Origin of the sequence: Paraburkholderia unamae, from assembly GCF_003096875.1 — a bacterium.
In the GTDB taxonomy this organism is placed as follows: Bacteria; Pseudomonadota; Gammaproteobacteria; order Burkholderiales; family Burkholderiaceae; genus Paraburkholderia; species Paraburkholderia unamae.
Map to the genome: position 1 here is coordinate 58,063 of NZ_QEOB01000007.1, position 15,456 is coordinate 73,518.

Below are 15,456 nucleotides of genomic sequence, written 5' to 3' on the forward strand. Positions count from 1 at the left end.
ACGTATCGCCATGCTCGCCGCCGACGAGCCGTGGCTGCCCGCCTGGTGCCGCGCCGTGATGGCGCGCAACTACGGCGACGATCGCGAAGTGGATTCGCCCGAGGCGGCCGGGCAAATGCTCGCCGCGCTGAATCTGCCTGCACAGCTGATCATCGAGGCAGCCGGCAGCGATGCGAACCGGCTGCGCGTGCGTGAACGCACGCAGGCGGCTCGCGAACTGGGCATCTTCGGCGCACCGACGTTCTTCGTCGGCGAGGAAATGTTCTGGGGAAACGACCGGCTCGAAGACGCTATCGACGCCGCCCTTTGCGCGCCGCCCGACCACGACATCGACTAACCCCTGCCCCCCGCGACTGTTGTTCTGTCAGGATTTTCTGGCCCTTATTTTTAAGACAGAACTGATACACTGCGCCGTAAGTCAGGTTTGACTGACTTAAACGGCTTCAATTCCTACGCATTCCTATCTATGCCGAAGAGCGGCCGCATCGGAGACGAAACCGCGCCACGCAGACGGCGCCCGCCGCGCCCAGGCAAGGCGCGACGCAAGACAACCTGAGAGATCACGACCATGGCACATCACGTGAAGCGTGGCATTTGCTTCGCATTGCTAATCATGGCCAGCGCCACCACCCAGGCCAGCCTCGATTGTTCCGGCTCGCATGGCGGCTTTCGCTTCCAGACCGACGATAGCTGGACCGGTACGGACAATATCGCCATGCTCGCCGCCGACGAGCCGTGGCTGCCCGCCTGGTGCCGCGCCGTGATGGCGCGCAACTACGGCGACGATCGCGAAGTGGATTCGCCCGAGGCGGCCGGGCAAATGCTCGCCGCGCTGAATCTGCCTGCACAGCTGATCATCGAGGCAGCCGGCAGCGATGCGAACCGGCTGCGCGTGCGTGAACGCACGCAGGCGGCTCGCGAACTGGGCATCTTCGGCGCACCGACGTTCTTCGTCGGCGAGGAAATGTTCTGGGGAAACGACCGGCTCGAAGACGCTATCGACGCCGCCCTTTGCGCGCCGCCCGACCACGACATCGACTAACCCCTGCCCCCCGCGACTGTTGTTCTGTCAGGATTTTCTGGCCCTTATTTTTAAGACAGAACTGATACACTGCGCCGTAAGTCAGGTTTGACTGACTTAAACGGCTTCAATTCCTACGCATTCCTATCTATGCCGAAGAGCGGCCGCATCGGAGACGAAACCGCGCCACGCAGACGGCGCCCGCCGCGCCCAGGCAAGGCGCGACGCAAGACAACCTGAGAGATCACGACCATGGCACATCACGTGAAGCGTGGCATTTGCTTCGCATTGCTAATCATGGCCAGCGCCACCACCCAGGCCAGCCTCGATTGTTCCGGCTCGCATGGCGGCTTTCGCTTCCAGACCGACGATAGCTGGACCGGTACGGACAAGCTGGAGCACTTCGCGGTGTCCGCGCCGTTCGGCGCGCTCGGCGGCTGGCTCACGCGCGATACGGACCACCCGGTCGTCTATGGCACGCTGATCGGTACGGTGCCGGGACTCCTGAAGGAAACGCTCGACGGCACCTGCCGCACCGATGGCTTCTCGTACAAGGATCTGTTCGCCGATGCGCTCGGCGCGCTCACTGGAGCGTGGCTCGCGCATTGGGCCGTGACGTATTCGCGTGGTTCGCATGCCCGAACCTTCGGACTGCGTTATGACGATGTGTTTTGACGCGCGCTGACCCGTATCGCGTATTCGAGTGCAATGCCTTTGGCGTCAGCTAGTTAGGTTCGATCTCCAAAGGTTACCCACAGGGCTGCCAACAAAATCTGTGGAGAACTCAAGGCTAGAGTTACCCACAGATTTTGTTGGCAGCCCTGTGGAAAAGCCCTGGACATCGCGACCAACTCCTTGGCCCGCAAGGAAATTCTGCTCACCAAACAAAACACGGCGCGTTGTTGCCAACGCGCCGTGCTCATCCTGCGAAACTCAACAAACCCGTATCAAGGTTTGTTCGATTCAAACAGATCCATGATCTGCTGCTTCTCCGTCGTGCTCACGTTGGGCGGCGTCATCCCGCCCGGACCCATGCTGCCGGTCGCGCCGCTCGCATCGCTCGCGGCCCCCGCCGGGTTTGCCGAGTCGAGGCCGATGCTCGACACGAAGCCGTTGCCCGGCGTCATGTCCGAGAAGTACAGCTCGCCGTTGATCGTCGTGAGGCCGTCGGGCATCGCCGGTTCTTCCTGCGGCACGCCGCGCAGCGCGCGCTGCATGTACTCCACCCAGATCGGCAGCGCAAGCTGCGCGCCGAATTCGCGGCTGCCGAGGCTCTTCGGCTGGTCGTAGCCCATCCACGCCACGGCAACGAGCGAGCGCTGATAGCCCGCGAACCAGCCGTCCTTGGCGTCGTTGGTCGTACCCGTCTTGCCTTGCAGGTCGTTGCGATGAAGCACGTTGGTGCCCGCGCCCGTGCCCGCCGTCGCTACCGAGTGCAGCAGGCTGTTCATCACGAACGCGTTGCGCGGCGATAGCGTTTGCGGCGCGTTCTGGCCCGCTACGAGCGGCTGCGCGCGCAGGATCGGCTGGCCGTGCGCGTCGTCGACTTCGGCGATCAGGTACGGGTTGATGCGGTAGCCGCCGTTCGCGAACACACTATACGCGCCCGCCGATTGCAACGGCGTGACGAGGCCCGCGCCGAGCGCCATCGGCAGGTACGGCGGGGTCTTGTCCGCGTCGAAGCCGAAGCGCTGCGTCACATAGTCCTGCGCGTATTTCGTGCCGATGTACGAAAGGATGCGGATCGACACGAGGTTCTTCGACTTTTGCAGCGCGAGGCGCATGGGCATCGGGCCTTCGGGCTGGTCGTCGTCCTTTGGCTCCCAGGCGTCTCCGCCCGGCGTGCTGGGCGGGAAGTACAGCGGCGCGTCGTTGATGATCGTCGCCGGTCCCAGGCCCTTTTCCAGCGACGCCGAGTAGATGAACGGTTTGAAGCTCGAACCCGGCTGGCGCCACGCCTGCGTGATGTGGTTGAACTTGTTCTTGTTGTAGTCGAAGCCGCCGATCAGCGCGCGAATCGCGCCGTCCTGCGGCGTGAGCGAGACGAGCGCGCCTTCCACCTGCGGCAGTTGCGTGATCTGCCAGTTGCCCTTCGAGTCCGCCATCAGGCGCACGATCGAGCCCGGGCGAATGCGCAGCGCCTGCGAGGCGCGCGGCGAGAGCCCCGCCGCCACGAAGCGCAGGCCGTCGCCCGTGACCGTCACCGAGGTGCCGTCGAGTTGTTGCGCCGTCACCGATTTCGGGCCCGCGTCGGTCACCACCGCCGAAACGAGGTCGCCATTGTCCGGGTGGTCGGTGAGCGCGTCTTCGATGGCCTGCTCGCGGTCGTCGCCGTCGGCGGGCAGTTGCACGAAGCCCTCCGGCCCGCGATAGCCGTGGCGGCGCTCGTAGTCCATCACGCCCTTGCGCACGGCCGCGTAGGCGGCGTCCTGATCGGCGGAGTCGATCGTCGTCACGACCGTGAGGCCGCGCGTGTAGGTCTCATCCTTGTACTGTGCGTACATCATCTGGCGGACCATTTCGGCCACGTATTCGGCGTGCACGTTGTACTCGGTGCCGGCCGTCTTCGTTTCGAGCGGCTCCTTGATCGCTTCGTCGTACTGCGCCTGATTGATGTAGCCCAGGTCCAGCATGCGCTTGAGGATATAGTCCTGGCGAATCTTCGCGCGGTGCGGATTGACGATCGGGTTATACGCCGACGGCGCTTTCGGCAAGCCCGCGAGCATCGCGGCCTGCGCGATTGTGATGTCCTTCAGGTCCTTGCCGAAATACACGCGCGCGGCGGCCGAGAAACCGTAGGCGCGCTGCCCCAGATAGATCTGGTTCATGTACAGCTCGAGGATCTGGTCCTTCGTGAGCGCGCGCTCGATCTTGTAGGCGAGCAACATTTCGTAGACCTTACGCGTATAGGTCTTTTCGCTCGACAGGAAGAAGTTGCGCGCGACCTGCATCGTGATCGTGCTCGCGCCCTGCGAGGCGCCGCCGTGCATGAGGTCGGCCACGCCCGCACGCAGAATGCCGACGAAGTCCACGCCGCCATGCTCGTAGAAGCGGTAGTCCTCGATCGCGAGCACGGCTTTCTTCTGGATGTCCGGAATGTCCTGGAAGCGCACGAGCTGACGCCGCTCTTCGCCGAACTCGCCGATCAGCACGTGGTCGGCGGTATAGATGCGCAGCGGCACCTTGGGCTGATAGTTGGTGAGCGCGTCGAGCGAAGGCAGTTGCGGCTCCATCACGACGAGCGCGTAGCCCACGACGAGCGCGCCCACCACGCAGAGCGTCGCGACGAGGCCGACGAACCAGAGCGCAATCGCGCTGCCGAACGAGCGCCGCTTCGGGCGTTCATCGCGCGGACCGTCGCCGCCCGACTGCGGGCGGCGAGGCGGTTGGCGGCCGTTGTTGAAGGAGGGTTCCCGATCTTCGTTCGGGTACTGCGGTGAAGGCGGTCGTTTGATGATAGGCATGAGTGGAATGATGGGCGCGTCTCGCGCGCGCATGGATCTCGACCACGGCGTCATGGCGCCAATGCGGCACACGACGTCGCCGGCTCACTCCCGGCGACGCGGCGCGACCGGTAACGCCCCCGTCCGGCCGCGCGGCGCGCGCTACGGCACGCCACATGCAAATGTGCCCCCGTGCAGGCGACATTCGCGAAATGTAACAGCGCATTCTAAAGAAATCGCGGGCGGCGGGTCGCGTTTTTTTGTAAGAGTTTCCTGGACAAGCCTTCCTGCCCGATTTATCGCCGCGACGAAAGGTCTGCTGATGACCCCTTGCGCCAACCGGCGCTTTATGCGCGAAAAGTTTCGTAACGAATGGATCTGCCACGCGGCAAATTACACGATGTAGGCTTGTTGGCGGCATATTCTTGCGAGCAGGGTCTTTCCCAACAGGACACCTTCCGATTGCGCATCGGCGCACTCGTCATATGATGAAAGATCCGCTACACGCCCCTGCTCGCGCCCACGCACGCTCACCATCCCTCTTTCAAAAAGCGCGCAGGCAGGAATCGACGTCATACGAAGCCGACCCAACGGCCCGCCGATCATGAACAAGCCTAGCGAACGCATCGTCGTCTTCGTCACGCCCGCCCAGAAACGCGCGATCTCCGCCACCGCCGGCGAACTCGGCATCAGCGTCAGCGAGCTCATGCGCCGCGCCGTGATCGCGTTCAGCGCGACGAGCGACCAGGTGAAGGCCGCGAGCATCGTCGACCGCCTCAACGCCCCGAGGCAGCCCGACGCGCTCGCGCAGGTATTGCAAAGGGCGGCGAGGCCACTGCGCACGACCCGCGCGGGCGTGATCCGGCCGCCGGCGGCAGCGCCCGGCGGCGTCAATGGAATCACCCCGGAAACAGGCCCGGCCGGGCACCCGGATGCCGCCACGACGGCCGACGAATCCGCTGCCGCCCTGCCCGCCGACGAACCCGACGTGAACCATGCCGCGCGCGAGATCGCCCAGGCCGTCGCGCGCCTGAACGCCGAAGCGGCGGCTGCCGCCGAGCTCGATGCCGCGGCAGCGCAAACGCACACCGCCGAGCCGTTGCAGCCGCTGAGTTCGGCGCCCTTCGCGCGCTCGCGACGCAACGCGGACGACCCGATCGACGACGCCCACAGCGACGACACCACGCCCGAAGGCGGAAAATTCGCCTGAAATTCACCTGTCACGTGGCGCGCCTTGCGCGTGACGATTACAGGAATATTTCAGTTACGCAGCGTGCCTGCATGCGCCCTCGTGCGCCCCTTCCTTTAAGTCCCTTTTAAGACGGCCCGTGGTGTAATATCCGCGAGCGATGGCGCCCCAAGGCCTGAAGCGGTGCTTCGAGCCACACGGCAAAATGCCGTCGCAAAAGGAACGCACGAATGCGTGAATATGCGATTGCCCTATTGCAATCGCCGCACTCGCCCCGATTTGCGCGCAGCATGCGCGGTGTGCGCAAAGCGGCGTAAGCTGGCAGATGGATCGGCGATTGCCACCGTTGCCCGGCTTGCCCTGTTCGCCAGCCAGGTTGGCCCCTGCGCCAGCTTACGCCGCGAGGCGCACACTGCATGCACGCACCTCGGCCAGGCATGGCCGATCTCATTTCACTGGAGGAATTCATGTCGCTTTTCGACTCCATCTCCCGCACGGTAAAGGGCCTGCTCAACGACGCGGCCGACTCGGTGCAGGATCCGTCGCGCGATTCGCGCCAGATCGTGCGTGAGCTCGACGACAGCATCGCCCGCGCGGAGAACTCGCTCGTCGAAATCCAGGCGCAGGTCGCGACGCAGCAAAGCAAGCGCGACGTGGCCGCCGACAAGGCGAAGAAGTACGAAGACGGCGCGAAGCGCGCGCTGCAATCGGGTGACGAAGCGCTCGCGCGCGAGGCGCTCGGCGCCCAGCAAACCGCCGAAACGGAACGCGATGCGCTCGCGGTCGAACTCGCGAAGCTCGAACCGTCGGTCGACCAGTTGAAGAAGCAGATCGACGACATGCGCTCGCGCCGCAACGACCTGAACGCACGCTCGAATATCCTTCAGGCGAAGCAGCAGATCGCCCAGGCGAAGGATGTCGCGGCCACGGCGCTGGGCGGCATCGGCGGCAAGAATCTCGACGCCGACTTCCAGAAGCTCGAAGACAAGGTTGCACTCTCGAACGCGCGCTCGGACGCCCGTCTGAACTCGGCTGACCAGTCGAGCGGCAAGGCGCTCGACGAAAAGCTCGCGGCGCTCAACAAGGGGCCTTCGGTCGACGACCGCCTCGAAGCGCTCAAGAAGCAGTTGAACACGCCGGCCCAGTAACGCAACCGTAGTGCACTTCGTAGTCGCTCCCGGCATGACGCACGACGCGCGGGAGCCAAGGGTGCGGCGCGGCACGACCCGTGCTGCCGCAATAGCGAGTGGCAAGCTTGCCGCGCCGCATCCCCGAATTGAATGTCATGGAGACGGGCGTCAATCCGCCCGGCCTGCAACATGAAAAAGTTTCTTGCCGCTGCCAGCATCGCACTTGCTTCGCTCGCCTTCACGGGCGGTGTGGCGTTTGCCGTGCCTAGCGTGCAGCAGATCGAATCCGCGATGTCCCAGGGCGACTGGCAACGCGCCGACTCGGGCCTGACCGAAGTTCTCCAGGCGCATCCGGATAACGCTCGCGCCCACTACCTCTACGCCCAGGTGCTCAACCGCGAAGGCCGCTACGCCGACGCGCTCACCCAGGTCCAGCAGGCAAAGACACTCGATCCGCAGATCCGCTTCACCCAGCCGCAGCGTTTCGCGCAGGTCGAAGCGAAGATTCGCTCCGACGCCACGCGCGCCGGCGCCGTCACGACCAGCAGCGCGGGCAATCCGTTCGCGCAGCAGCAGGTCGCCGCGCCCGCTCCCGCGCCGCAGAAGCACGGCCCCGGCATGGGCATGTGGATCGGTATCGCCATCGTGCTGGTGGGCGTTGCGCTCGTGCTGCGCTGGACGCTGCGCCGCGCGAAGTCCACCGAAGACGCGAAGGCCGGCGACGACCGCCTCGACCAGCTCAAGCGCGCCACCGAACTGCTCAACGGCGTGCGTTCGCTCAAGCTCGACGTGAAGCTCTCGACCGCGCCCGGTCATGAAGCGCTCGAAAAGGAAGTCGAGGGGCTGGAAACACAGTTGCGCACGCTGGTGGAAACGCTCTCGAACAGCGCGAACCCGCGACCGCCTTATGAGATCGAAGATCTCGAGCGCCAGTTCGCAAGCCTCAAGGCGCGCGCCGAAGGCCGCCCCGATCCGAATGCGCAACCGGCAGCCCCCGCGGCCGCGCCCGGCTATGGCAGCGACTCCTCCTATGCGCGCGAAGCCGACGCCGCCTTTGGGCGTCAGCCGCAGTACCCGCCGCAATATCCGCCGCAGCAGCAACCGCAGGTCATCGTCCAGCAAGGCGGCGGCGGCATGGGTGGCATGGGCGGCCTGCTGACCGGCGTGCTGCTTGGCGAGGCGCTCAACCACGGGCGTGACCGCGTGATCGAGCGCGACGTGATCGTCGACGACGAAGGCCGCCGTGTGCAGCGTGACGGCAATGGCAACGGCGGCGGCCTCGACTTCGGTCAGGGCTCGAACGACTGGGGCGACGGCTCGGGTGGCGGCGGTGGCGTCGACATGGGCAGCAACGACAGTTCGGACGACTGGAACAACTCTTGAGCGCCTGAGACCTTCCTGGCGCGCTCCGCCGACACGACGACGGGCTCCTTCATGGAGCCCGTTTTGCATCGGCGCGCAACGCCAGCAACACCGCACAACACACGAAACAACGGACGCGCATATGGCCACTGAAGCGCGCGGCAACGGGGCCGCACTGCGCATCGCCATCATCGGCAGCGGGTTTTCCGGCATCGGCATGGCGATCCGGCTGCGCCGCATGGGTATCGACTCGTTCACGCTTTACGAGGCCGCCGAAAGCCTGGGCGGCACCTGGCGCGACAACGCCTATCCCGGCGCGGCTTGCGACATTCCTTCGCATCTCTATTCGTTTTCGTTCGAGCTGAATCCGGCATGGACGCGCACCTACGCGCCGCAGCAGGAGATTCTCGACTACCTGCGCCATTGCGCGCGCAAGTACGACGTCGAGCGCTTCATCGAGTACCGCTCGCGCGTGCGCGCGGCGCGCTTCGTGGAAGCACGCGGCGTCTGGCAGGTCGAGATCGAGCGTGGCCACGCGGACGAGGCGATCGATACCATCGATACCATCGAGGCCGATATCGTGATCGCCGCGCACGGCCCGCTTTCGCGCCCTTCGCTGCCGCACATTCCGGGCATCGAACGCTTTGAAGGCAAGGTCTTTCACTCGGCGCGCTGGGACCATGACTATGCGCTCGAAGGCAAGCGCATCGCCGTGATCGGCACGGGCGCGAGCGCAATCCAGTTCGTGCCGCAAGTCCAGCCGCACGTGGCGCGGCTCGCGGTGTTCCAGCGCACGCCGCCCTGGATCATGCCGCGCCGCGACCGCGCGATCAGTGCGCGCTGGCGCTGGATCTTTCGTCATGTGCCGCTTGCGCAGCGCGCCGCACGCGCGGCCATTTACTGGCAACTGGAATCGCGCGCGCTAGGCTTCTCGGTCGAACCGCGCCTGCTCAAAACGCCGACGAAATTCGCGCGCAGCTATCTCGCGCACAAGGTGAAAGACCCCGAACTGCGCGCGCGGCTCACGCCCGACTACCTGCTGGGCTGCAAGCGCGTGCTGCTCTCCAGCGACTACTACCCGGCGCTCGCGCAGCCCAACGTCGAACTGGTGACCGAGGCGATTCGCGAGGTCGTCGCCGACGGTATCGTCACCCCCGACGGCACGCATCGCGCCTTTGACGCGATCGTCTGCGGCACGGGCTTCCAGGTCAACGACGTGGACGCGCCTTTCCAGGTGACGGGCGCAGGCGGCCGGGATCTCGGCGAAACCTGGCGGCGTGACGGCCCCGAGGCGTATCTGGGCGCGAGCGTCGCCGGTTTCCCGAATCTCTTCTTCATGATCGGGCCGAATACCGCGCTCGGGCACAACTCGATGATCTACATGATCGAGTCGCATATCGGCTATATCGCGGGCTGTATCCGCGCGCTGCAACGCTCGGGCGCCCGCACGATGGACGTGCGCCCCGAGGCGCAGCGCGCCTGGAACATGCGCTTGCAGGCGCGTTTTGCGCGCACCGTGTGGCAGTCGGGCTGCCACAGCTATTACCTCACGCAGGCCGGCAAGAATACCGCGCTGTGGCCGGGCTTCACGTTCATGTTCCGGCGCAAGACGCGCCGGGTGCGCCGCGCCGACTATGCGTTCGGCCGTTAGCCTTTCCGGCTCGGGTCAACTGCGCCGCGGCCGCCCGGCGTACACGCGCGTCTCGTAGGCGAAGTTCACGCGGCCATCCTTTTCCGTCGCCTCGAACAGCGCGCGCAACGCCGCGAGCATCGGCTCGTGACGTTCGTCGCCGGACTGCGGCGCATACGAGGACGACATCAGCCTGCCGCGCAGGCTTTCGAAATCGAGCAGTTGTGCGTTCGGGAACACGGTCTGGTGCTCGAAGCCTTCGCCGAACCAGTCCGCCATGGCGGCCGCGTCGGGATAGCTTTCGGCCACGCGTGCGTAGTCGGGGCAAAAGCGCTGGAGCAGCGCTTCGTACCCTTCAAGAAACGCCGAACCTTCGAGCAGTCGGCTGTTCCAGAACAGCACGATCTTGCCGCGCGGCTTCAGGATGCGCGCGAACTCGCGCTGCGTGTCGGTCTTGTGGAACCAGTGGAACGCCTGCGCGGCGCTTACGAGGTCCACGCTCGCGGGGTCGAGCGTCGTGGCCTCCGCCGTGCCCGCCACGCTGCGGTAGCCCTTGTAGCCGCCCAGCAGGTCGTCGGCCGCGACGCGCATGGCCGCATTCGGCTCGACGGCCGTGACGGGGTGGCCCGCGTCGAGAAACAGTTTCGTGGAGAGGCCCGTGCCCGCGCCGATGTCGGCCACGGGCGCGCCCGGCGCGATGCCGCACTCCACATGCACGAAGGTCGCCACTTCGCGCGGATAGGTCGGCCGGAATTTCACGTAGTCTGCGACCCGGTCGGTGAAACGCCGGGTGGAATCGTCGATCATCGTCTGCCCTTTTGTCGTTCAACCGCCGCCGCCAAGGAGCTTCAGGAGCTCCCAGAGGAAGCGCAACACCATCACGATCAGTTCCCAGAGCTGGATCAACTGCTGCCAGAGCGCGAGCGGCGCGCTCCCGCTGCTTATCGCCTGGATTGTTGCGTCGATTAATGCCTCGATCATCTTGCTCCTGTCGCGACGCCCCTTGCGCTGCTTGTCACCTGCCCGCGCCCGGCGCGCCCGAGTTCCCGATCATAGCGCCAGGCGCGGCCACCGCGCTCAAGTCCCCGTATTACAGGCCGTAAACAGGTTCAGATGGCCCGGCGATCGAACCTGCTCACGACCGGGCACGCGGCTTCCCCGCCGCAGTGGTCCACCGCAGTGGTCCGCGGTCGCCAATCCGCACCGGGCAAGGAGACACCCGATGACACGTTTGCGTTTGCTGGGCCTGCGCGGTCGCCGCCGCACGGGAAAATCCGCCGGGATCGTCGGCGACATTGCCGCCCAGGCCGGCAGGCTCGGCATCGAGATCTGCGACGTCGCGGGCCATGTCGACGAGGTCGCGGCGCGCGTGCAGCGTCAGACCGACGTCTGCCACGCCTTGCGCGAGTCGGCGGCCCATACCCTCGCCGGCAATCACCAGATCGCCACGGCCGCGCGCGCCATGCGCGAGCTGAGCACCGGCACCGCCGCCACCGTGCAGCAGTCGCAACAGACCATCGAAGAATCGCTCGCCGACATTCACGGTCTGGTGGAAAGCGTCACCGTCATCGAAACGCAGATCCGTGCGCTCAAGAGCGCGCTCGCGCATGTCTCGAAGGTCTCCGAGGAAATCTCGCTGATCGCCCGGCAAACCCAGCTTCTCGCGCTCAACGCGGCCATCGAGGCGGCGCGCGCCGGCGAGTCTGGCAAGAGCTTCGCCGTGGTTGCGGCCGAAGTGAAGAACCTCTCCGCGAAAACCGCGCAGGCCACCGGCCAGATCGAGCAGACGCTCGGGCAGCTCACGCAGCAGACCGAACAGCTCATCGCCGAAGGCACGGCGAACACCGAACGCGCGCATCGCGTGCGCGCGGGCACGCACACCATCGGCGAGGCCGTGCACAGCACCGGCGAGGCGATCGTGCAGCTTGACGAGCACGCCGGACAGATTGCGCAGCTCACGGGCGAGATCGAGACGAAGTGCGACGGGCTGGAGAGCCAGGTGAGCGAGATGGTCGCGGGCGTCGAGGACTCGGGCCGCAACTTCGTGCAAGCGAAGAATCAGCTCGGCAAACTGCTGGAGGTGTCGGAGACGCTCATCGAACTTTCCGCCGCCACGGGCGTGGAAACCGACGACACGCGCTTCATCGAGACCGTGCAGCGCGCCGCCGCCCAGGTCGGCAAGCTGTTCGAGGGCGCGCTCGCGCGCGGCGAAATCGGCGAGGCGGACCTGTTCGACGGCCACTATGCGCCGGTGCCGAATACGAACCCGCAGCAGCACATGACCCGCTTCACGGCGTTCACCGACCGGCTGCTGCCCCCGATCCTCGAACCGCTGCTCACGTTCGACGAGCGCGTTGCTTTTTGCGTAGCGATCGATCCGCGCGGCTATATTCCGACGCACAACCGCAAGTTCTCGCATCCGCAAGGTTCCGACCCGGTGTGGAACGCCGCGAACTGCCGCAATCACCGCATTTTCAGCGACCGCGCGGGCCGCGCGGCCGGCTCGCACACCAAGCCCTTCCTGCTGCAAACCTACCGGCGCGACATGGGCGGCGGCACGTTCGTGATGATGAAGGACGCCTCCGCGCCGATCTTCGTGAACGGGCGGCATTGGGGCGGCTTTCGCATGGGGTATCGGCTGTAGCAAGCCGTCGTCCGAAACGCCCAAACGAAGACGGCGCGCGGACATTCCTGCCCGCGCGCCGTCTTTTCATGCGCTTCGAAGCGCGTGGGCGATCAGACCGCCATCGCCATGCGCTTGCGTTCGGCGCGCTGCATGAAGTAATTGCCGAAGATCACGCCGACCGTCACGACCGCGATAAAGAGCGTGGCGAGCGCGTTCATCTCGGGGTTCAGACCGAGACGCACGCGCGAGAACACGACGAGCGGCAGCGTGGTCGAGCCCGGCCCCGAAAGGAACGCGGAGAGCACCAGGTCGTCGATCGAGAGCGTGAACGAAAGCAGCCAGCCCGCCGCGAGCGCCTGTGAAATGAGCGGCAGTGTGATCTGGAAAAACACCTTGAACGGCGTTGCGCCCAGGTCGAGCGCGGCCTCTTCCAGCGACGGATTCAACTCGCGCACGCGCGACTGCACGATGATGGCGACGTACGAAATGCACAGCATCACGTGGCCGATCCAGATCGTGAACACGCCGCGCCCCGCAGGCCAGCCGATCAGCTTGCCCATTTCCACGAAGAGCAGCAGCAGCGAAATACCCTGAATCACTTCGGGTATCACGAGCGGCGCGTTGATCATGCCTGAGAACAGCGTGAAGCCGCGAAAGCGCCCCATGCGCGCGAGCACGAAGCCCGCCCACGTGCCGATGAACACCGACGCGAACGCCGTCATCAGCGCGATGCGCAGCGACAGCCACGCGGCGGTGATCAACTCGTCGTCGGTGATGAGCGCCTGATACCAGCGCGTCGAAAAGCGCGTCCACACCGTCACCAGTTGCGACTCGTTGAACGAGTAGACGATCAGGCTGAGGATCGGGATATAGAGGAACGCGAAGCCGAGGCCGAGCGCGATGAACTGCAATACGCGATTCGGTTTCATTTGCCGCGGCCCTCCAGTTCCTTCGCCTGGAAGTGCTGGAACAGCGCCATCGGCACGAGCAGCAGCAGCACCATTGCGCAGGTCACGGCGGAGGCCATCGGCCAGTCGGCATTGTCGAAGAACTCGTTCCACATGACGCGGCCGATCATCAGCGTGTTCGCGCCGCCAAGCAGTTCAGGAATCACGTACTCGCCCACCGCCGGAATGAACACGAGCAGACAGCCTGCGATGATGCCGTTCTTCGAGAGCGGCAACGTGATCTCGATAAACGCGCGCCACGGTTTCGCGCCCAGGTCGTACGCGGCTTCGAGCAGCGTGAGATCCATTTTCACGAGGTGCGCGTAGAGCGGCATCACGAGAAACGGCAGGTACGAATACACCATGCCGATATAGACGGCCGTGTTCGTGTGATAAAGCTCGATGGGCGAATGGATGATGCCGATCGACATCAGGAAATTGTTCAGCAGTCCGTTGTTCTTGAGGATGCCGATCCACGCATATACGCGAATCAGGAACGACGTCCAGAACGGCAGCATCACCGCCATCATGAGGATGTTGCGCGAGGCCGGATTCGAGCGCGCGATGTAGTACGCCATCGGATAGCCGATGATGAGACACAGCAGCGTCGAGATCCCCGCCACGACCACGGAATTCACATAGGTCGCGAAGTACAGGCTGTCCTGGAACAGGAACGCATAGTGCGAGAAGTCGAGCGCGATGTGCCACACGCCGTCCGCGAACGACGTGAGCTCCGTGTACGGCGGAATGCCGAGCTGCTGGTCGGCGAAGCTGATCTTCACCACCAGGATGAACGGCACGAGGAAGAACAGCAGCAGCCAGATGAACGGCCCCGCCACGACCGCCGTGCGGCCGGTCAGGTTGAAGCGCTTCGCCGGCCAGTGCAGGAGGTTGCGCAAAGTCGTCGCGCTCATGACGTCAGCACCACACCGGCCGAAGCGCTCCAGCGCACGTAGACTTCGTCATCCCAGGTGGGCGAGTCGATCTCGGAGAGCGCGAGGCTCGACATATTCGCGACCACGGTTTTGCCCGAATCGAGCTTCACGTGATAGAGCGAGTAGCCGCCCATGTACGCGATGTTCTTCACGATGCCCTTGCCCCAGTTGAACGTGCCTTCGGGCGGCTTGCGCGTGAGCGCGATGCGCTCGGGACGTACCGAGATCGTCACGGGCATGCCAAGCGGTCCCGTGATGCCGTGGTTCACATAGAGGCGCACCGGCAGGTCCGAACACTCGACGAACACATGGTCCGGCTCGTCCTCGACCACGTTGCCGTCGAACAGATTGGTCGAACCGATGAACTCCGCCGAGAAGCGGCTGTTCGGGAATTCGTAGACTTCATTGGGCGTGCCCAGCTGCACGATTTCGCCTTCGCTCATCACCGCGAGGCGCCCCGCCATCGTCATCGCCTCTTCCTGGTCATGCGTGACCATGATGCAGGTGACGCCGACCTTGTCGAGAATGTTGACGAGCTCGATTTGCGTGCGCTGGCGAATCTGCTTGTCGAGCGCCGACATCGGCTCGTCGAGCAAGAGCAGCTTGGGGCGCTTCACGAGCGAGCGCGCAAGCGCCACGCGCTGCTGCTGGCCGCCCGAAAGCTGGTGCGGCTTGCGCTTGGCGAAGCGCGACATCTGCACGAGTTCGAGTGCGTTGGCCACGCGATCTTTCAGCTCGCCCTTCTTCACGCCTTCCTGGCGCAGCCCGAAACCAACGTTCGATTCCACCGTCATATGCGGGAAAAGCGCATACGACTGGAACATCATGTTGACCGGGCGACGGTACGGCGGCATCGCGGCGAGGTCTTCGCCATCGATCAGGATCTTGCCCGACGTGACGGTCTCAAGACCCGCGAGCATGCGCAGCAAGGTGGACTTGCCGCAGCCCGAGCTGCCGAGCAGCGCGAACAGCTCGCCCTTCTTCACCGACAGATTGACGCCCTTGACGGCCGTTGTCTCGCCGAACTTCTTGACGACATCGACGATCTGCACGAAGTTGTCCGCGGCCGTATCTGCCGCGGCGAAGCCCGAAGGCAGCGAACCGGCGGTTGCCGGCGCGCTCGACTGGTCACTCATGATTCTCTCTGCCCTGCCTGTTTCTGCGTGAATGCTG

The 15,456-nt window shown here is 65.0% G+C and carries 14 protein-coding genes; 8 read left to right on the forward strand and 6 right to left on the reverse strand.

The features are described from left to right. The 3 genes from C7402_RS16010 to C7402_RS16020 form a co-directional block, all read left to right on the forward strand. The coding region (locus tag C7402_RS16010) for a DsbA family protein (RefSeq protein WP_208948946.1) at positions 1–337 on the forward strand (337 nt) is incomplete at its 5' end. Positions 338–613: 276 nt separating this feature from the next. Next, positions 614–1,042, forward strand: a complete 429-nt coding sequence (locus C7402_RS16015; RefSeq protein ID WP_244314863.1) for a DsbA family protein — start codon at positions 614–616, stop codon at positions 1,040–1,042. Positions 1,043–1,318: 276 nt separating this feature from the next. After that, positions 1,319–1,696, forward strand: coding sequence for a YfiM family lipoprotein (locus tag C7402_RS16020; RefSeq protein ID WP_224041887.1), 378 nt, complete (start codon positions 1,319–1,321; stop codon positions 1,694–1,696). A 272-nt stretch (positions 1,697–1,968) separates the two neighbouring features. On the opposite strand, the gene C7402_RS16025 is transcribed toward C7402_RS16020, so the two are convergent. Then, complete coding sequence (locus tag C7402_RS16025; protein WP_116611438.1) at positions 1,969–4,485, reverse strand: penicillin-binding protein 1A; 2,517 nt, start codon at positions 4,483–4,485, stop codon at positions 1,969–1,971. Between the two features lie 583 nt (positions 4,486–5,068). On the opposite strand from C7402_RS16025, the gene C7402_RS16030 reads away from it, so the two are divergent. From C7402_RS16030 to C7402_RS16045, 4 genes are all read left to right on the forward strand, one after another. Beyond that, positions 5,069–5,674: a hypothetical protein gene (locus C7402_RS16030; protein ID WP_116611284.1), complete on the forward strand. Its 606-nt coding sequence runs from the start codon at positions 5,069–5,071 to the stop codon at positions 5,672–5,674. Between the two features lie 446 nt (positions 5,675–6,120). After that, positions 6,121–6,801 (forward strand): PspA/IM30 family protein, encoded by a 681-nt coding sequence (locus C7402_RS16035; RefSeq protein ID WP_112172927.1) that lies wholly within the window; start codon positions 6,121–6,123, stop codon positions 6,799–6,801. 171 nt (positions 6,802–6,972) lie between these two features. After that, the gene (locus C7402_RS16040; protein ID WP_116611285.1) at positions 6,973–8,166 is read left to right on the forward strand and encodes a tetratricopeptide repeat protein; all 1,194 of its coding nucleotides are present in this window, start codon (positions 6,973–6,975) and stop codon (positions 8,164–8,166) included. A gap of 121 nt (positions 8,167–8,287) precedes the next feature. Further along, positions 8,288–9,796 (forward strand): flavin-containing monooxygenase, encoded by a 1,509-nt coding sequence (locus C7402_RS16045; RefSeq protein WP_116611286.1) that lies wholly within the window; start codon positions 8,288–8,290, stop codon positions 9,794–9,796. Between the two features lie 15 nt (positions 9,797–9,811). Here C7402_RS16045 and C7402_RS16050 read toward each other — a convergent pair whose 3' ends face one another. Further along, complete coding sequence (locus C7402_RS16050; RefSeq protein WP_116611287.1) at positions 9,812–10,582, reverse strand: class I SAM-dependent methyltransferase; 771 nt, start codon at positions 10,580–10,582, stop codon at positions 9,812–9,814. Between the two features lie 18 nt (positions 10,583–10,600). Beyond that, entirely contained in the window at positions 10,601–10,756 is a 156-nt protein-coding gene (locus tag C7402_RS46960; protein ID WP_165841902.1) for a hypothetical protein, read from the reverse strand. A 241-nt stretch (positions 10,757–10,997) separates the two neighbouring features. Between C7402_RS46960 and C7402_RS16055 the strand changes: the two genes are divergently transcribed. Continuing rightward, positions 10,998–12,419, forward strand: coding sequence for a methyl-accepting chemotaxis protein (locus C7402_RS16055; RefSeq protein WP_116611288.1), 1,422 nt, complete (start codon positions 10,998–11,000; stop codon positions 12,417–12,419). A gap of 92 nt (positions 12,420–12,511) precedes the next feature. Here the strand turns inward: C7402_RS16055 and C7402_RS16060 are convergent, their stop codons facing one another. Genes C7402_RS16060 through C7402_RS16070 form a run of 3 tightly spaced genes read right to left on the reverse strand, consistent with a single transcriptional unit; the run spans position 12,512 to position 15,419 of the window. After that, positions 12,512–13,330, reverse strand: coding sequence for an ABC transporter permease subunit (locus C7402_RS16060; protein ID WP_112172748.1), 819 nt, complete (start codon positions 13,328–13,330; stop codon positions 12,512–12,514). Next, positions 13,327–14,262: an ABC transporter permease subunit gene (locus C7402_RS16065; protein ID WP_116611289.1), complete on the reverse strand. Its 936-nt coding sequence runs from the start codon at positions 14,260–14,262 to the stop codon at positions 13,327–13,329. Before C7402_RS16065 ends, C7402_RS16060 begins: the two co-directional genes overlap by 4 nt. Further along, positions 14,259–15,419: an ABC transporter ATP-binding protein gene (locus C7402_RS16070; RefSeq protein WP_112172750.1), complete on the reverse strand. Its 1,161-nt coding sequence runs from the start codon at positions 15,417–15,419 to the stop codon at positions 14,259–14,261. Before C7402_RS16070 ends, C7402_RS16065 begins: the two co-directional genes overlap by 4 nt. Between the last annotated feature and the right edge of the window lie 37 nt (positions 15,420–15,456).